General features: G+C 45.8%; 19 protein-coding genes. 10 read left to right on the top strand and 9 right to left on the bottom strand.

Going from position 1 to position 17,346, the window contains the following annotated elements; genetic code table 11:
• The first annotated feature begins 65 nt into the window (after nucleotides 1–65).
• Nucleotides 66–674: an OsmC family protein gene (locus R3D86_14785; GenBank protein ID MEZ5759484.1), complete on the top strand. Its 609-nt coding sequence runs from the start codon at nucleotides 66–68 to the stop codon at nucleotides 672–674.
• A gap of 11 nt (nucleotides 675–685) precedes the next feature.
• Here the strand turns inward: R3D86_14785 and R3D86_14780 are convergent, their stop codons facing one another.
• Both R3D86_14780 and R3D86_14775 read right to left on the bottom strand, forming a co-directional pair.
• Nucleotides 686–1,228: a GNAT family N-acetyltransferase gene (locus R3D86_14780; protein ID MEZ5759483.1), complete on the bottom strand. Its 543-nt coding sequence runs from the start codon at nucleotides 1,226–1,228 to the stop codon at nucleotides 686–688.
• Complete coding sequence (locus R3D86_14775; protein ID MEZ5759482.1) at nucleotides 1,210–1,938, bottom strand: DUF1080 domain-containing protein; 729 nt, start codon at nucleotides 1,936–1,938, stop codon at nucleotides 1,210–1,212. The genes R3D86_14780 and R3D86_14775 overlap by 19 nt, the downstream gene beginning before the upstream one ends.
• Nucleotides 1,939–2,053: 115 nt before the next feature.
• On the opposite strand from R3D86_14775, the gene R3D86_14770 reads away from it, so the two are divergent.
• Together R3D86_14770 and R3D86_14765 are read left to right on the top strand one after the other, a co-directional pair.
• Nucleotides 2,054–3,745, top strand: a complete 1,692-nt coding sequence (locus R3D86_14770; GenBank protein ID MEZ5759481.1) for a GMC family oxidoreductase — start codon at nucleotides 2,054–2,056, stop codon at nucleotides 3,743–3,745.
• Nucleotides 3,742–4,455 carry a gluconate 2-dehydrogenase subunit 3 family protein gene (locus tag R3D86_14765; protein MEZ5759480.1) on the top strand — a complete coding sequence of 238 codons (714 nt, stop codon included), beginning with the start codon at nucleotides 3,742–3,744 and terminating at the stop codon, nucleotides 4,453–4,455. Before R3D86_14770 ends, R3D86_14765 begins: the two co-directional genes overlap by 4 nt.
• Before the next feature lie 9 nt (nucleotides 4,456–4,464).
• Here R3D86_14765 and R3D86_14760 read toward each other — a convergent pair whose 3' ends face one another.
• Together R3D86_14760 and R3D86_14755 are read right to left on the bottom strand one after the other, a co-directional pair.
• Nucleotides 4,465–5,229 carry a hypothetical protein gene (locus R3D86_14760; protein MEZ5759479.1) on the bottom strand — a complete coding sequence of 255 codons (765 nt, stop codon included), beginning with the start codon at nucleotides 5,227–5,229 and terminating at the stop codon, nucleotides 4,465–4,467.
• Nucleotides 5,230–5,296: 67 nt separating this feature from the next.
• A complete protein-coding gene (locus R3D86_14755) occupies nucleotides 5,297–6,241 on the bottom strand; it encodes a carbon-nitrogen hydrolase family protein (protein ID MEZ5759478.1) in 945 nt (314 codons plus the stop codon).
• 151 nt (nucleotides 6,242–6,392) lie between these two features.
• Between R3D86_14755 and R3D86_14750 the strand changes: the two genes are divergently transcribed.
• On the top strand, nucleotides 6,393–7,025 hold the full coding sequence (locus R3D86_14750) for an OmpW family protein (GenBank protein ID MEZ5759477.1): 633 nt from the start codon (nucleotides 6,393–6,395) through the stop codon (nucleotides 7,023–7,025).
• A 52-nt stretch (nucleotides 7,026–7,077) separates the two neighbouring features.
• On the opposite strand, the gene R3D86_14745 is transcribed toward R3D86_14750, so the two are convergent.
• Nucleotides 7,078–8,310 carry a methionine gamma-lyase gene (locus R3D86_14745; protein MEZ5759476.1) on the bottom strand — a complete coding sequence of 411 codons (1,233 nt, stop codon included), beginning with the start codon at nucleotides 8,308–8,310 and terminating at the stop codon, nucleotides 7,078–7,080.
• Nucleotides 8,311–8,434: 124 nt separating this feature from the next.
• On the opposite strand from R3D86_14745, the gene R3D86_14740 reads away from it, so the two are divergent.
• A complete protein-coding gene (locus R3D86_14740) occupies nucleotides 8,435–8,890 on the top strand; it encodes an Lrp/AsnC family transcriptional regulator (protein MEZ5759475.1) in 456 nt (151 codons plus the stop codon).
• Nucleotides 8,891–8,904: 14 nt separating this feature from the next.
• On the opposite strand, the gene R3D86_14735 is transcribed toward R3D86_14740, so the two are convergent.
• Entirely contained in the window at nucleotides 8,905–9,303 is a 399-nt protein-coding gene (locus R3D86_14735; protein MEZ5759474.1) for an MAPEG family protein, read from the bottom strand.
• A gap of 321 nt (nucleotides 9,304–9,624) precedes the next feature.
• On the bottom strand, nucleotides 9,625–10,686 hold the full coding sequence (locus R3D86_14730; GenBank protein MEZ5759473.1) for an aromatic ring-hydroxylating dioxygenase subunit alpha: 1,062 nt from the start codon (nucleotides 10,684–10,686) through the stop codon (nucleotides 9,625–9,627).
• Between the two features lie 105 nt (nucleotides 10,687–10,791).
• Between R3D86_14730 and R3D86_14725 the strand changes: the two genes are divergently transcribed.
• A complete protein-coding gene (locus tag R3D86_14725) occupies nucleotides 10,792–11,706 on the top strand; it encodes a DMT family transporter (GenBank protein MEZ5759472.1) in 915 nt (304 codons plus the stop codon).
• A 4-nt stretch (nucleotides 11,707–11,710) separates the two neighbouring features.
• Complete coding sequence (locus tag R3D86_14720; protein ID MEZ5759471.1) at nucleotides 11,711–12,862, top strand: M20 aminoacylase family protein; 1,152 nt, start codon at nucleotides 11,711–11,713, stop codon at nucleotides 12,860–12,862.
• A gap of 1 nt (nucleotide 12,863) precedes the next feature.
• Here the strand turns inward: R3D86_14720 and R3D86_14715 are convergent, their stop codons facing one another.
• Complete coding sequence (locus tag R3D86_14715; GenBank protein ID MEZ5759470.1) at nucleotides 12,864–13,775, bottom strand: hypothetical protein; 912 nt, start codon at nucleotides 13,773–13,775, stop codon at nucleotides 12,864–12,866.
• 87 nt (nucleotides 13,776–13,862) lie between these two features.
• Between R3D86_14715 and R3D86_14710 the strand changes: the two genes are divergently transcribed.
• From R3D86_14710 to mnmD, 3 genes are read left to right on the top strand one after another with little or no spacing between them, the layout of a single operon-like run.
• Nucleotides 13,863–14,369 carry an N-acetyltransferase gene (locus tag R3D86_14710; protein MEZ5759469.1) on the top strand — a complete coding sequence of 169 codons (507 nt, stop codon included), beginning with the start codon at nucleotides 13,863–13,865 and terminating at the stop codon, nucleotides 14,367–14,369.
• A 13-nt stretch (nucleotides 14,370–14,382) separates the two neighbouring features.
• Nucleotides 14,383–15,447, top strand: a complete 1,065-nt coding sequence (locus R3D86_14705) for a phosphatase PAP2 family protein (GenBank protein ID MEZ5759468.1) — start codon at nucleotides 14,383–14,385, stop codon at nucleotides 15,445–15,447.
• A gap of 6 nt (nucleotides 15,448–15,453) precedes the next feature.
• Nucleotides 15,454–16,119, top strand: a complete 666-nt coding sequence (gene mnmD, locus R3D86_14700) for a tRNA (5-methylaminomethyl-2-thiouridine)(34)-methyltransferase MnmD (GenBank protein ID MEZ5759467.1) — start codon at nucleotides 15,454–15,456, stop codon at nucleotides 16,117–16,119.
• Nucleotides 16,120–16,168: 49 nt separating this feature from the next.
• On the opposite strand, the gene pseC is transcribed toward mnmD, so the two are convergent.
• The gene (pseC, locus tag R3D86_14695; GenBank protein ID MEZ5759466.1) at nucleotides 16,169–17,341 is read right to left on the bottom strand and encodes a UDP-4-amino-4,6-dideoxy-N-acetyl-beta-L-altrosamine transaminase; all 1,173 of its coding nucleotides are present in this window, start codon (nucleotides 17,339–17,341) and stop codon (nucleotides 16,169–16,171) included.
• Between the last annotated feature and the right edge of the window lie 5 nt (nucleotides 17,342–17,346).

Raw genomic sequence — 17,346 nt, 5'->3', positions numbered from 1 at the left:
CGGGTTTCATCAAATAAATTGATGTAATATCTGATTAATTTCATCACTCATTTGGGAGCAATAAAATGTCAGAAGAAAAATTTTACCACGTTGGAGAGCGAAGCGAAGAGCCAATTGCCCCAACACAGTTTGAAGTGGGGCCGTTCAAAAAAGCGCGTCACCCCGAACCATATTGCTTTGATGTGAATTTGGTCGCGGAAGCCGGCAAAATGCAATCCAAGAAAGGTGTGGTGTCCGTAAATATTCCAGGCTTTAGTCCGGTGAAATTATATTGTGATGAGCAACCACCGGTGGGAGAGGATACGGCACCGCCGCCGCTTGCTTTTTTTGCGGCGGGGATTGGCTTTTGTCTGATGACGCATTTAACCGATATTTTAACGGCGCGTAAAATTCAGGTGGATAGCCTGAAGCTGGAACAGCGGATTAAATTCAGAACCAATCTTGGTCATATGCGTGATCACGGCTATATGACGGAAGGGGGCTGTGACATGGTTGAAACTCATGTCATTATTGAAAGCCCTGAATCAGAAGAAAAGATTATGGATCTTTTAAGCGAGGCGGAAGGTGGCTGCATGGCCCATTATGCTCTACGAAATCCGATCCCCTGGTCGACGCGGCTTATTTATAATGGTAAGGAAGCGGTTAACCGGTCTGGTAACCTGCCGGAAAATTAAAAGCCCTAAAATTAAATTTCGGCAGTCATTAAAAGCGCGGGGAGGGACAGTCCTTCCCCGAGGTCGATATTCATTGGCTTTTCTGTTTTAAAACCGAGGGATTTATAAAAAATTTCAGCATTCAGCGTGGCGTAGCACATAAACCGATGGATATTTCCCTGCTTTGCCATCACCTTACAATGATCAAAAATGGTCCGTCCGACTCCGCGACCGATAAAATCCGGATGGGTGGCAAAATGCCGAAGGTGGGCTTCTCCAATAATGCGCTCGGTAGTCCCCGGCTGTTCATGGGTCCAGCCGCCACAGCCCATAATTTTATTCTGTTTGTTTTTGAGAATATAGTATGTACCGCAGGATAACAGGATAGGATTTATTTTTGTTATCTGCGGGAGAACCGCTGAAAGTGATATATCGTCATATTTTGATGTCAGAAGTGATGAAAAGGATGCCCTGATCACTTCATTGATCGCATCCTCATCATCAGTTGTTGCTGTTTTTAGAATAGTTTCTATGGTTTCCCCCACACTGATAAAAGTTAAAGTTCCCTGACCCATATATTGCGGTAGCTGACTTTATGATTATGATCCTGTAAATAAATCGGCAGATTACCATGGGGTTCATAGACCGGCGCACCGATATAGACGGTTGGCCCCAATAGGGAAACATTATTCTGGATCAGAACCCCGTTATGAAGCACTGTCATGCGGGCGGGGCTGATTACTGTTCCATTTTTTCCAAAATGTGGGGCCGTATAAATTATATCATAAGTCTGCCACTCCATGGCCGGCTTAGTGGCGTTTACAAGCGGGATATATTGTTTGTAAAGTGATCCCGCCTGACCGTTATTATAGGTTTTGTTGGTGTAGCTATCCAAAACCTGAACTTCATAAAACTGCTGCAAATAGACACCGCTGTTGCCGCGGTCCTGATCCTTGAATTCCGGACCAAGTTCTGGAATACGCCATTCTATATGAAGCTGCACGTCACCAAAGGATTGTATCGTTCTGATATCCTTTGTGCCGGGGTTTATGGTTATCACACCGTCTTTATTATCCCATTTATTTTCACCGCCATCAATGCTTTCCCATGCCGAATGATCCAGAATGATCGCGTCAGATGGTGGGGAGCCATTTTCACCCGGGGTTACTTTTACCGGCTCTTTGCCCCAGACTTCGGTCGCTCTCGGCTCCGGCACCATTTGCGCAAAAGCCAGCCCCAATGAAACTGCAAAAAAGAGTGCTGAAATAATTGTGATTTTTTTCAATTTATTGCTCCCTATAAAATGAATATTTTTATTTCAGAGTAATCAGACAATTAGGGGCTGTCAATTCGCTTGATATGGTTTATAGTTTTGGAAAGGTAAGGGAGGAACAGAAGTTATGGCTACATTTGAAGGTTTTGAATATGATGTTGTCATCGTCGGTTCAGGTGCGGGCGGTGGTATGGCAGCCCACATTCTGACTGAAGCAGGTATTCGAGTATTGATGCTTGAAGCAGGACGAGACTATGATCCGGTGACTGAAACACCAATGTTTATGGAAAATCATCAGGCCCCATTAAGGGGGGTGAGCACATCAGATAAGGATTTCGGTTATTATGACGGTACTGTGGACGGCGGCTGGACAGTGCCGGGCGAGCCTTATACAAAAGCGGACGGAACGGAATTTTTATGGTGGCGGGCCAGGATGCTGGGGGGGCGAACAAATCATTTTGGCCGTTATGTTCCCCGTTTCAATGATCGGGATTTTAAACCGTTCAGCCATGATGGCCTTGGTGTTGACTGGCCGCTTGATTATGAAGAAGTTCAGCCATGGTATGATCAATGTGAAAAACTGGTGGGTGTTTCCGGCAATAATCCGGGCATTTATGATGTACCCGATTCTGGTGAAGGTGTATTGCAGCCGCATGCCCAGCCGCGGGTTTATGAACTATTGGTAAAGGCAGCTTGTGATAAACTGGGTCTTCCTATTGTACCGATGCGCCGTGCCGTATTGACCCGGCCGATTGGGGACAGGGAAGCCTGCTTCAATGCCACTCACTGCGGGCGTGGATGCGCCATCGGGGCCGCGTTCCAGACGACAACATCGGTTATTCCATGGGCGAAAGATACAGGAAATTTAAGGTTGGTGACGGATGCAATGGTTAAGGAAGTCCATCTTGATGAGAATGGCAAGGCGTCCGGTGTGACTTTTGTAAACAGAAAAACCAGAGAGGATGTCCGTGTTGATGCAAGGGTGGTTATTCTGGCCGCCAGTGCCTGTGAAACAGCGCGCCTGATGCTTAATTCAAAAAGTGAAAAATTTCCAAACGGGCTTGCCAATTCAAGCGGTCAGGTGGGTCGTAACCTCATGGACAGTACCGGTGCCGATATAAGCGGGCATATTCCGGCGCTTAAAGGACGGCCAAGATATAATGAAGACGGGCTTGCCGGAAATCATCTTTATATTCCATGGTGGGATTATGAAGGTCAGGATAATGGCAGTGTCAATTTCAAACGCGGCTACCACCTTGAAATTGATGGTGGCTTTGAAGCGCCAAGCATGGGTATCGGGGCCAATGTTGATGGCTATGGGACATCGGCAAAACAGGCGGTCCGGGATGAATATGGCAGCAATATTACCTTTGCCTTGCGCGGGGAAATGGTGGTCAGCGACGATTGTTACTGCGAAATTGACCCGGATGTAAAAGATAAATGGGGTATTCCGGTTCTTAAATTTCATTGGAAATGGTCGGAGGAAGAACTTAACCAGACAGCCCACGGCCTGGAATGGGGGGAAAAGATTATTAATGCCATGGGTGGATATGTCACATCACCCAAACGAAAACCGGAAGAAGCGATCCTTGCTGGCGGGCAGATTATTCATGAGGTTGGCACGACAAGAATGGGGGATAACCCGAAAACCTCTGTCACCAATAAATGGGGGCAGACCTGGGATGTGGAAAATCTTTACATCATGGATGGAGGGGTATTTGCCTCAAACCCGCATAAAAACTGCACCATTACCATCCTTACTCTGGCGATGAAAAATGCCACTGAGCTTGCCGCAAAAATTAAGGGAGGTCAGCTATGAGTAAAAATTATATTTCAAGAATAAACCGACGGGACAGCCTGAAATGGCTGGGGTCATTAACGACCTATGTTGTGATTGGCGGTGTTGTTGTATCATGTGATGCACCAGCCCCCGAACTGCCGGAAGTAAAAAATGGCAGTAATTGGCCCAATATGAAGTTTGGCCGAATTACAGGGCCCAAATATGGCCAGGATCCGGATATGTTAAACCCGACAACGCCCTGGTCCCTAACCTTAGATAAAAACCAGCTAAATCTGATGGCGCACTTAAGCGATATAATCTGTCCGGCAGATGACAATGGCCCATCAGCGGTGGAGGTTGGTGTTCCGGACGTCATTGACGAATGGGTCAGCGCACCGTATGAAGCGCAGCATAATGATCGGGAGCTTATTTTAAACGGGCTTCAGTGGCTGGATGATGAAGCAAATCGCCGCTTTAAAAAGGGATTTATGGATGCTGGCACTGATGATCAGAATAAGATTATTGATGATATTGCTTATTCTGCCAAAGCAGACGACCCTGAATTTGAACATGCTGTTCTTTTCTTTGCCAAACTTCGTACATTGGTGTTTGGCGCTTATTTCACCAGCCCGGAAGGTATGACGGATATTGGGTATATGGGGAATACTCCAATACTGGGCGATTATCCCGGCCCGACAGGTGAGGCTATGGCGCATTTAAATGAAATAATTGCAAATCTGCCAGGTTAAAGCAGGGGTTTATTCTTCCCATTCTGCCTCATAGATTTGCCTGACTTCGTCCGTCGCCTTATTGCTGACGCTTAGATAAGGGGTGCCATGGTCCGGTTTCGGTTTAATCCGTGTTGTGATGTCCAGTCCATGGGCACCGTCCGGTCCGGCGGTAAAGCCGTGAATGTAGTTTCTGTCGAGTGAAACCAGATTTATATTGCCCGGAGTTAATTGCTGATCAACAGTTTTTCGAACCCGGAAGGTTTTTCCAGGTACATAGTCCTGATTTTCATCAGCAATTTCATAATTTTCAACGCGGGCATCGCCACCAAGCCCGACAGTGACAACATTGCCGTAATCATGGCGGTGAAGGCGGATCCGGGTGTTAGGGGCCATGCGCCAGTGAAGAACGGTAAAACCTTCCCCGCCCGGGGTAAAGCCAATGTCCGTACCTGGTTTGAAACTCTGGGTGCTGTCATTCCAGGCGGCCGGCTCGGGAACACTATCAATTTTGGCGGCTATTGCGGCGAGCGAATGAAGATACTGATCCTGTCCTTCGGTGGTGGTGTCACCAACCAATGATTTTGCCAATGGGTTGGCGAGCGATAAGAACTGCTCATAAGATAAGGCGCCTGATTGGGCAAAAACCTTTCGCAATGGAAGTGATGACATAAGTCCGGCAAGAGCAAATGTTGACAGTCCGCCAATTAAGAATTTTCGTCTTCGAACAAATACCCCGTCTGCTACTTCAATTTCATTCTCTGATTGTGACATTATATTGCAGAATTCAGTCATTTCTTAAAGCTCCCAAATCAGCATCATTGCCTGATTGATAGTAACGTTGAATTATTAATTCTGTCAATTAAACTTGGTTATCCTCATTATCATCGACAAATAGTGTGACGGACTGACGCGGGGTTTCATTGACGCGAAGTTCAAAAATGTCCGGACGTGCATAATGCCCGATCACGTCCATATCATAACGGGCGCGAGCGATTTCATTTAAATCAATGGTTGCCGAAATAAGACCTTCGCTTCCCAATAAAGGACCTGCCAAGCGCTCGCCAAGCGGGCCGAATATAACGCTGCCGCCACTGATCAGGTCTTCATCCAAGGGCCAGTTTGGAATTTCCAGTCCCAGTGCCTTTGGTGATGGCTGATACTGACACGCACTTACGACAAAGCAGCGCCCTTCAAGGGCAATATGTTGCATAGTGGACTGCCATACGGGCCGTGCATCAACGGTTGGCGCACACCAGATTTCAATACCCTTGGCATACATCGCGGTGCGAAGCAAAGGCATATAATTTTCCCAGCAAATGATGGCACCCGCCTTGCCGGCAGGTGTTTCAACGACGGGCAGGGTTGAGCCGTCACCCTGACCCCATATTAGTCGTTCGGAACCGGTCGGCATTAACTTCCTGTGTTTATGGGTAAGCCCCAATTCCGGGTCAATAAAAATAGCCGTGCAGTATAAAGTGGATCCAGACTTTTCGATGACGCCAGCAACGATTTCTGTGTCCGTCCGTGCAGATAATGAGCAAAGCTCTGATATTTCAGAACCGGAGAGTTCAACGGCCTGATCAAAATATTTCTGATAACTTATTCTTCCGCTTTCCTGCCGAAAGCCAAGTTGGGTGCCAAAGCTTTCCCCTTTGGGATATCCGCCGAGAATGGCTTCCGGCAAAACCAGAATATCTGACCCTGCAGCCATGATTTCTTTCTCATAGCCCAGAATTTTATCCAGAGTCGCCTGTGTGCCATCCATTGAGGCGCCGATCTGAAGAACAGAGAGTGTTTTTATCATTTTTTTCTTTCTGATCCGGATTGAATTTTCTTATTTTTGATAATTTCCCTTAGTAGAGACAATTATTGCAAGTTAATTGACCCCGGTCAAAGATTTTAAGTCGCTAATAATCGTATTGATGGCTTAACAAAAACTGACAGGAGGAATTAAAATGTCAAAAAAATTACTAGCGGGTCTTGGACTTTTTGCCGCTTCAATGATTTCAGCTGAAATGGCCTCTGCACAGCAGGCAGGTGATCTGTTTGTGCGTGCACGCGGTATTTATGTAGCACCGGATGCAAGTGCAACCACATCTATTGGCGGTACAGTGGATATTGATAATAAAATTGTACCAGAAGTCGACTTCACATACTTCATTGCTGACAATATTGGTCTGGAGCTGATTGCAGCAACAACAAAACATAATGCTGTTGGTGTTGGAACGGCTCTTGGGGCGTCCGCTGACCTTGGTAGCGCATGGTTGTTGCCTCCGACACTTTCCTTGCAATACCACGTTCAAACAGATACCGGCGTTAAGCCATATTTTGGTGCTGGTGTAAACTACACATTTTTCTATAGTGAAAAAGCAGCCGGTGGAGCCATTACGAGCTTTAATCTGAATGACAGCTTTGGTTTCTCATTACAGGCTGGTGCGGATTTTGAAATTGCTGAAGATACATTCCTTAACGTTGATGTTAAGAAACTGTTCCTAAGAACTGATGCCAGCATTAATGGCGGTGCGGTTACTGCCCATGTAAAAATTGATCCATGGATCATTGGTGCCGGTATAGGTAAAAAATTCTAATATCAAATTCTGTTAATGAAAAAGGCCTGTTTATAAAACAGGCCTTTTTTTATTATGCGACAATTCTGTCAATTTCCACTGCTGATAATTTAATATTATCAAGGGCTGATCTTAAATCCTGCATAATATCCTCCGGTGTTTCAAGGCCAATGGAAATGCGGACCAGGCTATCGGAAATATCATGTTCGGCACGCTCCTCCGGAGTATAAGTTGAATGTGTCATGCTGGCCGGATGCTGGATAAGCGTATCCACATCACCGAGGCTGACGGCGCGTTTGATCAGTTTAAGGTCATTCATAAAACGCATGCCCGTGGCAAGTCCGCCAACAAGTTCAAAGGCAATCATGCCGCCGGGTTTGCTCATCTGTTTGGCGGCAACATCATGCTGCTCAAAGCTTTGAAGACCCGGATAATAAACTTTGGCAACGGCAGGGTGCGATTCCAGCATTTCTGCCACTTTTGCAGCACTGCTGCAATGACGGTCCATACGGATTTCCAGTGTTTTTAGTCCGCGCATAATATGGTATGCGGTGAGGGGGGCCATCACGGCACCGGTCATATCCTTTACCCCTTCAAGCCGAATGCGGGTAATTATCTCATCTGACCCGGCAATGATACCGGCAATCAGATCACCGTGACCACCCAGATATTTTGTTGCTGAATGAACGACGATGTCCGCACCAAGGGCGATAGGACGTGTCAGGTAGGGTGTTGCATAGGTATTATCAACCACGGTGGTGATATTATGCTCTTTGGCGATTTTACAGACTGCCTCAATGTCAACAAGGCGCATATTCGGGTTGGCCGGTGTTTCAAAATAAATGACTTTGGTTTTATCGGAAATTTGCCCCCGGATATTTTCAGGATTTTTCATATCAACATGTTTGATGCTGACACCGAATTTGGTCAGTCCGTGCCGGAAGAAGGAAAATGTGCATCCATAAAGCGTTTTATCAACAATGATTTCATCGCCCTGCTCAAGTAAAGTCCATAAAGTAGAGGTAATAGCCCCCATGCCGGAGGCCGTTGCCATGGCCGCTTCAGCCCCTTCAAGGCTCGCCAGGCGTTGCTCGAGAAGAGAAAGGGTCGGATTTGATATGCGGCTATAGACATGACCCGGGATTTCACCGGCAAATATGTCACCGCCCTGTTCCGCCGTTTCAAAAGCAAAAGTGGATGTCATATAGACTGGAGGGACCAATGCCCCGTCTGATGTTGCGGGATCGTATCCTTCGTGGATAGCCCGAGTGGCAAAGCCGAGTTTATTTTCATTGCCGGATGTCATGTGTTTTCTCCTGAAACTTCATTTTGATTAATTGAAGCAATTATAGCAAAAATTCGAAGCAATGTGCTTGCGTATTTTGCTTATATATAGTTAAATATTGGCAGAAAATGCCAAGGAATTTAAAATGGACGCAATTGATCGTAAGATTATTAGGACTTTACAGCAGGATGGCAGGTTAAGTAATCAGGACCTGGCAGACCGGGTGGGACTGTCACCATCGCCCTGTCTGCGCCGTGTCAGAAAACTGGAGGATGAGGGTATAATAACCGGCTACACGGCACTGGTTGATCATGACAAATATGGTCTGGCGCTTAGCGTATTTATCCATATACGGCTTGAGCGACATTCAGAAGAGTGTATTAAGTCCTTTGAAAATGGTATTGCTGATCTGGATGAGGTTATGGAATGTTACCTGATGACCGGGACATCCGATTATCTGCTTCACGTGGTCAGTGAAAATCTGAAAAGTTATGAAATATTTGTCCGTGAAAAAATATCGACCATTCCAGGTGTCGGCGCTATAGATTCCAGCTTCGTGTTCGGGCGGGTTAAGCGTAAAATGACTTTTCCCGCCCTTTAGGATTAAAGCGTTTTTTACATCATACCCAGAAGGTTTAATGCAAGAACCAGTTCGGCAACGAATGAAAGCGCGAAGGCGAGTGTCCGTGCCACCGGAATACCCAGTACATAAATAATGTAGTGAGCAAGACGGGCCAGAAAATAAAGCATGCACATTGTTGCCGTAAGCGGCGTGCCGACACCGAGCATTTGTGTGGCAAGCACCAGTGGTGCAAAAAGAACCAGATTTTCAACGGCATTGTTATGGGCGGCGTGGGCGCGGATTGCCCAGGCGGCTTCCGGTTTGTCATCGGGTGAAGGATTGCCCATGGCTCCCATAAGGCCACGAACAATGATACGGTTTAGAACGTAAGGAAGCCAGAACAAGGCTGTCATCAGGGTGGTTAAAACTAACCAGTATAATTCTTCAGTCATTTTATTCTCCTGTTGTTATCGTCTTTATTAAATTTTAGGCCGAAATAAAAAGATCGCGGCAAAGCATAAATACTGCCGCGGTAATATATTTTTTCTGTTATAAAACTGATGTCGGGGACGGAAAAAATGTTAAAAGAATTATTTGCCGAAACTATATTCCGGCATTTTATCAGGAACAGTTTCATACTTGCTACGAACATTCCACCCTCCCATAGTCACAGGCATTTATTTATCAATTATTGCAATGCCTTGAGGGTGCATCATACAATAGTTTCAAATAACAAGCAAAAGCTTTACCGGGATGGAATGTACTACCAATATTTAAGCGCCCGCAAGGCTTTTAACAATTTTGCGCATGATGACGCCGGGTTTGTCGGCTTTGATGCCGATTTCCCTGTAATCATGCTGATCGCGTTCAAACATCGCCTGCAATAATTTGATGGCATAAACATCTTCGTCAAATCCTGCCTGGACCATTTCACCCTGCTTTTTGCTGTAGTCATTATCATCGAGCGCATAATTTCGCGCAATGAACCAGAAATAATGGCAGCTCCGCGCACTTTCCGGGGTCAGGTAGTGATTTACATAATGACCGACGGCCGGTTGTTCATTACCTTTTTCATCAACGGGAATGAGCAGTCCATAACCTTTATTGGTGGCGGGTGAGACATATTTGCCGCCTGATTTATAAAGAACTTTTTGATTACCAAAGTCCAGTTTTGGATGAAAAAAGGGTTTTAGCATATTCCAGTCTTCGAGCTGGCGGTAAAAGGTGACCTGATTGCCATGTTGCTCAACTCTGATCGGGGCGGCCGTATATTCTTTCGGAAATTTGAAGGTTGATGCATGAAGGTAAGGCAAATGCGACAAGTCACAGAGATTTTCATGAAGCAGGATATAGCTTCCTTCCATATAATTATATTTGCCGACAACATGGGTCCATTTGCTCATATCATGGACCGGAAGTTCAGGGATATCCGCCTCGTCGGCATCGGCACTATCGCCCATCCAGACCCAGACAAGCGGGCCGATTTCCTTGATTTTATATTTTTTAATGCCAGTGCGCGGGCATTTATCCTGACAGGGAACATCAATGATTTTACCGTCATGATTATATTTGATGCCGTGGTAGCGGCAGCGAATGCCGCCTTCCTCCAGTGTACTTTGGTCAAGCGGGAATGAGCGGTGGGCGCAGCGGTTCTGGAGGGCAACAGGGTTACCATTTTCATCACGGTAAAGCACGAGCGAGCGATTTAAAATTGTACGCTCCTTAAGCTCCCGGGTAAATTCGCTGCCCAATCCCGCAACATACCAGTAATCATAAAGCAGTGGTGTGTTAATATCGGCGAGGTCTTCCGCCGCATAAGATTTTATGGTTGCCATTATTATTCCTGTATTATTTTTTGTTTTTTAAGTAGGCATCACTTTAAAAGTAGATTATCACATGACTTGAGAATATTACACAATATTTTGAGGGCGATGGGACAAGTGTCGGAACAAGTGGAAAATGCCGCCGGTCATATAAATATGACGGCTTTTATATCGCTTCTGATTGGCGGGGTGGCCATTGGAACATCTCCCATATTTATGCGGTATGCCAGCGTAACCCCGACATCGGCGGCCTTCTGGCGGCTGGCCCTTTCGCTTCCGCTTATGGTTGCCTGGCAATTGTATGACATTCGCAAAAATAATGGTGCCGCAACCCCGGCTCTTAATTTTAAGGAGCTGAAGCCTTTTATTATAATCGGTTTTTTCTTTTCCCTAGATTTGACCATGTGGCATTGGTCGGTGCGTCTGACGACGGTTGCCAATGCAACATTACTAGCCAATATGGCCGCAATTTTTACAGCGGTGGGTGGTTTTCTGTTTTTTGGGGAACGCTTCAGCCGTACTTTTGTTGGTGGCATGATACTGGCGCTGCTTGGGGCGATGTCGCTGATGGGCAGCAGTATTGAACTTAGCCCCGAACATCTGATTGGTGACTTTCTGGGCCTTATGACGGCCTTTGCCTATGCCGGTTATATGATTGCCAATTCGCGGGCGAGAAAGAAATATTCAACCGTATCAATCGTTTTTGGAACAGCTGTTTTTGGCAGTATTTTTCTGCTTCCCATTGCGCTGAATGAAAGCGGTAATTTTATGCCGGATACGCTGGCAGGCTGGGCACCGCTGCTGGCGCTTGCCTGGTTTACCCATGTTGTGGGTCAAAGTATGATTGTTTATGCCCTTGCCCACCTTCCGGCGGCCTTTGGCTCTGTAAGTCTTTTGATCCAGCCGATGGTGGCGGCTATACTGGCCTGGATATTATTTTCAGAAGCACTTGGCATTTATCATCTGATTGGCGGCACGCTGATTATCAGCGGTATAATTGTCTGTCGGCAGGGGATAAGAAAGAAGGGATAAGAAAATGAATGATCTCGCCCATGAAATGAAAAACTGGCGCCATGATATTCACCGAAATCCCGAACTTGGTTTTAATGAACTGCGCACGGCTGACAAAGTTGCCTCACGTTTAAAGGAATTTGGCATTGAAACCCATGTGGGAATAGGTCGGACCGGTGTTGTCGGTGTGCTTAAAAGCGGATCGTCAAATAATTCGATTGGTCTTCGTGCTGATATGGATGCTTTACCCATTCAGGAAATGGGGGAGTGTGACCATAAATCATTGAATGACGGTGTTTTTCACGGTTGTGGTCATGATGGCCATACGGCAATGCTGCTTGGCGCGGCAAAGCAGCTTGCCACTGAAGGTGGATTTGACGGTACGGTATTTTTTATTTTTCAGCCATCGGAAGAAAATGGCCGCGGCGCTTTGGCGATGATGGAAGACGGATTATTTGACCGCTTTAAAATGGATGCGGTTTACGGGCTTCATAATATGCCGGGAATTAAAAAAGGACACTTCTCAATAAAACCTGGCCAGATGATGACGTCAGAAGATAATTTTGTCATCGAGATAAAAGGGAAGGGCGGACATGCATCAATGCCGCATATGACCCGAGACCCGTTGGTGGCCGGTGCAGAAATTGTCACTGCCCTCCAGACAATTATTTCACGCTCCCTTGGACCGGAGGAATGGGGCGTGCTTTCGGTTACAGAATTTCTGACCGATGGTGCCCGAAATATTATCCCCTCGAACGTAACGATCAGTGGCGATGTTCGTGCCCTTGACCCAAAGGTCCAGACCAGAATTGAAAATAGAATGCGGGACGTCGTCCGTGGCATATGCGATGCCCATAATGTTTCAGGCGAAGTTCAATATTCCCATGAATTTATTGTGCTTGATAATGCGGGCACCGAAACCAACGCGGCAGTGAGGGCCGCCATTGAAACTGTCGGTGTGGAGAGGGTCAACTCAACTTGTGAAACGTGCGCCTGTTCCGAGGATTTTGCCCAGTTTCTAAGCCATGTACCCGGAAGTTTTATATTGCTGGGGGCCGGGGATGGCGCTGATCAGCCGCCGCTTCATAACCCTTATTATGATTATGACGATGATCTTCTTGAAATTGGGGCCAGCTATTGGACCAAATTGGTCAGGCAACAGCTGGCCCCACTTTAAATTATTCTCTCTCTTTGGTGACGAACGTCTGCCAGGCTTTGGCAAATTTGTCTGATACCAGCCAGGTAGTGTCTTCCTTGCGGGTGCCTTCAGCTGGCTTTTCTATGCTATGGGTATAGATATTACCGACAGTACCCATTTCTTCGCTTACCGGTTTTAGGGCTTTATAGCCCATGGCATTATCGGGCAGGCGCTTTTTCATCACTTCCTCATAAAAAAGAACGGCGAGATCACGGCTTCCCGCCACTTCATGAGCAACGCCCTTTTCTTCCGCCAGTGTCCAGAGCGCTCCGGCACGGCGGTTGGTCAGATACATGCCTTTTATCATATTATTACGTGACGGCAGGTCGGTAAGGCCGATGAAATATATTCCCGGTGTCTGGCGGGTCGCTTCCGGCGGCACGGATGAATAATAATATCCGCCCTTGTTGACGACATAGGCAATGACCCGCTCAGGTAGCCAGCTGGCGATTTCATGATTGATTTCGCCTCCAGCCGACATGCCCCACAACAGGAAGGGTGCGTAGGACAGTTCCTCATGGCCACTTTCTTTGGCAAAATGATCAATGGCATCAAGGATCGCCCGGCCGCTGCCTTTGCCAACCTGAATATAATCTTCAATCATCATATTGGGATGCTTGTGATCGGTCAGAAATGTGGCCAACAGGGCAAAGTCATGCTTCTTGGCAAAATCCTGCCAGTACTGGTCCTCAACCTGCGGTCGGCCATCACCATTTGATCCCGGGTTCAGCATCAGAATGCCGCGGAATTTTTTTGCGTCCGGCGTCCACATACGAAATGCCGCCATATTATAGACGTTGCCCGGCTGCACAGTCAGGTCATAAGTCTCGGCATGCGCATAACTGAAAATTGACCCTATTGAGAGTAGAAGAAATATTTTTAGTATTTTCATTTTTTTAACCCCTTGCTGTTTTAATCAATATAATAGCGACAGAATTTAAAATTGCCAGTGGCATGATAGGCCGGACCATTGAAAAATATGAAAATCAGAACAGAAAAGGAAAGTGATTTCGGAGCCGTAAACGATTTGTTGCTGGCGACCTTTGAGGGCGAGGGGGAAGCCAAGCTTGTTTCAGCGCTGAGGGAAAAAGCATCGCCCATTATTTCACTAGTGGCGGAACTGCATGATGAAATTGTCGGGCATATCATGTTTTCGCCCGTGAAAATTACCGGGCATGAGAATTTCAAAATTATGGGACTGGCCCCGGTTGCGGTGTTACCAGAACATCAGAATAAAGGGATCGGCACTACGTTAATCAAAGAAGGACTTAATAAATGCCTGGAATTGGGTTTTCCGGCTGTAGTTTTGCTGGGCCATGCAGAATATTATCCACGGTTCGGGTTTAAGCCGTCAACGGAATATGGACTTTTGTGTCCTTATGAGGGGGTTCCGCCAGAATGTTTTATGGCAATGGAACTGATACCGGGAAGTTTGAGCAAGGTGTCAGGTCAGATCAAATATCATCCGGCATTTTCTGATCTATGAATGAGAATAAGAAATGATGAAAGAAAATAATATGTTCAGAAAAATAGACCTTAAGGTAAATAGCCTTATTGTCATGGTTGTACTGTTATATGCTTTCGGTGTTTATCTGATTTTCCGCCAATTCGGTTTGCTCGACTATTATCGACTGTCTATTTATTCATCAATGCTCTATTTGAGCCTGATAAATATACTTTTGATCAAGGCCGTGGTTTATTTCGTCAAATACACGCGACGACCGTTTGTGGAAAAAGGGCTTAAGGTTATTGCAAATGACTTTATCAATCGTGCTTTTGACAAAAGTTTCCTCATAAATGTTGCGGTGCCCATGCTGGTTTTGCCGCCATTTTTTTCACTTTTCTCGGCAACCAAATCAAATATTTATCGTATCCATGATTTTACGTGGGACCGGACATTCATGACAATTGACAGGATGGTCCATTTTGGCTTTGATCCCTGGAAAATAACCTTCGCCATATTCGGGGGACCTTATGCCACCCTCTTTTTAAATTTTGTCTATAATCTCTGGTTTGGGGTGATGTTTTTTTTCGTGCTCTGGATGATCGTCAGCGTTGATTATGGCAAAATCAGATTTCAGTTTTTACTGACCTTTCTCCTGACCTGGATCGTGATCGGATCGGTTTTAGCGATTATGTTTTCTTCTGCCGGGCCGGTATATTACGGACGAATTACTGGCGATAACAGCATTTTTGAACCGCTGATGACGCTATTAAAATCAATTAATGAACCCCTTAAAGACAATTATTTTTATATTTATGCCCTTGATACCCAGGAATATCTTTGGGATGCCTATAAAAGTTCTGAAGTACAGCTGGGAACGGGTATTTCGGCAATGCCAAGCATGCATCTTGCAATCGCCGCGCTCCTCTATTTTACGGCGCGGGAACTGAACAGAAAAGCGGGGTATATCTTTCTGATCTATTTGGTGCTGATCGAGATAGGATCAATCCATCTTGGCTGGCATTACGCCATTGATGGCTATGTTTCAATATTACTGACCTGGCTGATGTGGTTGGGAACGAAGGTGATCAGCAACCGGATTTATCAGAGAAAAGAGTAACAGGCAGTGATAGACTGGAAAGGAAATAATGTCCCATACTCAGCTGACTTTAATGACATTTACTTTTCAGTTGAAGATGGTCTGGCTGAAAGCAAAGCCGTTTTTCTGGACGGGATCAATGCACCGGAGGTCTGGATTGGAAAGAAGGAATTTACCATATGTGAACTGGGGTTTGGTACCGGGCTTAATTTTTTTAACTGTCTGAAACTCTGGCTCGACCATAGTAGCGAGGACCAAATTCTCAATTATATGGCAACAGAGCTATACCCGCTGACACGGGCAGAAATTCTAAAGGCAGTTCATTGGCCCGAGCTTTCAAAATATAAAGAGGCGTTTTTGGTAAATTATCCATCAGCAGAAATGGCATTATTTGAAGGCCGGGTAAAATTCAGATTGCTGGAAGGTGACAGTGCAGCGGAACTTTCCAAAATAAATGAAACTGTAGATGCATGGTTTATGGACGGATTTGCACCCAGCAAAAACCCTGATATGTGGAGCGATAAAGTTTTTAAAGAAATGGCCCGGCTTTCAAGTCAGAGTTCTAAAGTGACTACTTTCACTGCTGCCGGCTTCGTTCGACGTGGTCTAAATGATGTTGGTTTTATTATGTCAAAACGTCCTGGATATGGCCGGAAACGGGAAATGCTGTGCGGTGAATATCATGGGACTTGAAATTATCTGACATAATTTTCTAAGTGTTGAAAAGACGGTTCTGTATATGTTACATCACTGCCTGAAGCAGGGTATTTATGACCTGGTCCTGCTCAATGTGGGTAAGCTTAGTATAAAGCGGCAGACTGATGGCACGGGAATAATAATCTTCGGAAACCGGAAAATCACCCTCTTTAAAGCCCCGACTTTTATAGTAAGGCTGGAGATGAACGGGAATATAATGCAGGTTTACACCAATTCCGGACATTCTCATTTTTTCAAAAACTGATTTATGTTTATTTTTATCATGCACGGTTATGACATAAAGATGCCGTGCTGAATAGCAGTCCCTATGCTGCTTTGGAATGCTTAAACGATGATTGGCAAGAAGTTGATCATATCTGTCGGCCAGATCATTACGGATTTTAATGAACTGATCAATGCGTTTCATCTGACTGGTGCCGAGGGCCGCCTGTATGTCTGTCAGTCGGTAATTATAGCCCAGTTCAATCTGCTGATAATACCATGGGCCATGACTTTCTTCCGTCATCTGTCCCGTATCACGGGTGATGCCGTGGCTTCTAAAAAGCATCATTTTTTCAGCCAGTCCGGCATCATTGGTCATGGCCATGCCGCCCTCGGCGGTGGTAATGATTTTGACAGGATGAAAACTGAAAATGGTGATATCCGAATATTTACAGTTACCAACTGGTTCGCCTTTATATTCGCCGCCAGCGGCGTGCGATGCATCCTCAATTATTTTGAACCCATATTGCTCAGACAGTTTTTTGATGCGATCCATTTCGCAGGACTGTCCACAAAGGTGGACGGGTATGACAACCTTTGGCAGTGTGCCACTTAGTTTGGCCTTGATGAGTTTTTCTTCAAGCTTTTCAGGCGACATATTATATGTCGTGGGATCAATATCGACAAAATCAACGTCAGCACCACAATAAAGGGCGCAGTTTGCGGAAGCAACAAATGTGATAGGGGATGTCCAGACCATATCCCCCTTAGCAACACCAAGTGCAAGACAGGCAATATGCAGGGCAGATGTGGCACTGTTTGCCGCTATTGCATAGTTGGCACCTGTATAATCGGTCAATGACTGCTCAAATTCCGGAACGCGGGGGCCCTGAGTAATATAGTCTGATTTCAACACCTCAATCACGGCGTCGATATCTTCCTGATTTATATCTTGTTTTCCATATGGGATCATGATTTGGATGTTAGCCAGTTGCATTCTTT

This window comes from Emcibacteraceae bacterium (assembly GCA_041396985.1).
Lineage (GTDB): Bacteria > Pseudomonadota > Alphaproteobacteria > Sphingomonadales > Emcibacteraceae > Pseudemcibacter.
This window is presented reverse-complemented; position numbering and strand designations above follow the sequence as displayed.

Bases quoted from the DNA above. Each gene is read 5' to 3' on its own strand.
- R3D86_14735 (MEZ5759474.1), bottom strand. From the start codon at position 9,303: ATGACTGAAGAATTATACTGGTTAGTTTTAACCACCCTGATGACAGCC.
- R3D86_14760 (MEZ5759479.1), bottom strand. From the start codon at position 5,229: ATGACTGAATTCTGCAATATAATGTCACAATCAGAGAATGAAATTGAA.
- R3D86_14750 (MEZ5759477.1), top strand. From the start codon at position 6,393: ATGTCAAAAAAATTACTAGCGGGTCTTGGACTTTTTGCCGCTTCAATG.
- R3D86_14770 (MEZ5759481.1), top strand. From the start codon at position 2,054: ATGGCTACATTTGAAGGTTTTGAATATGATGTTGTCATCGTCGGTTCA.
- R3D86_14720 (MEZ5759471.1), top strand. From the start codon at position 11,711: ATGAATGATCTCGCCCATGAAATGAAAAACTGGCGCCATGATATTCAC.
- R3D86_14785 (MEZ5759484.1), top strand. From the start codon at position 66: ATGTCAGAAGAAAAATTTTACCACGTTGGAGAGCGAAGCGAAGAGCCA.
- R3D86_14755 (MEZ5759478.1), bottom strand. From the start codon at position 6,241: ATGATAAAAACACTCTCTGTTCTTCAGATCGGCGCCTCAATGGATGGC.
- R3D86_14740 (MEZ5759475.1), top strand. From the start codon at position 8,435: ATGGACGCAATTGATCGTAAGATTATTAGGACTTTACAGCAGGATGGC.
- R3D86_14780 (MEZ5759483.1), bottom strand. From the start codon at position 1,228: ATGGGTCAGGGAACTTTAACTTTTATCAGTGTGGGGGAAACCATAGAA.
- R3D86_14745 (MEZ5759476.1), bottom strand. From the start codon at position 8,310: ATGACATCCGGCAATGAAAATAAACTCGGCTTTGCCACTCGGGCTATC.
- R3D86_14710 (MEZ5759469.1), top strand. From the start codon at position 13,863: ATGAAAATCAGAACAGAAAAGGAAAGTGATTTCGGAGCCGTAAACGAT.
- R3D86_14715 (MEZ5759470.1), bottom strand. From the start codon at position 13,775: ATGAAAATACTAAAAATATTTCTTCTACTCTCAATAGGGTCAATTTTC.
- R3D86_14730 (MEZ5759473.1), bottom strand. From the start codon at position 10,686: ATGGCAACCATAAAATCTTATGCGGCGGAAGACCTCGCCGATATTAAC.
- pseC (MEZ5759466.1), bottom strand. From the start codon at position 17,341: ATGCAACTGGCTAACATCCAAATCATGATCCCATATGGAAAACAAGAT.
- R3D86_14705 (MEZ5759468.1), top strand. From the start codon at position 14,383: ATGATGAAAGAAAATAATATGTTCAGAAAAATAGACCTTAAGGTAAAT.
- R3D86_14765 (MEZ5759480.1), top strand. From the start codon at position 3,742: ATGAGTAAAAATTATATTTCAAGAATAAACCGACGGGACAGCCTGAAA.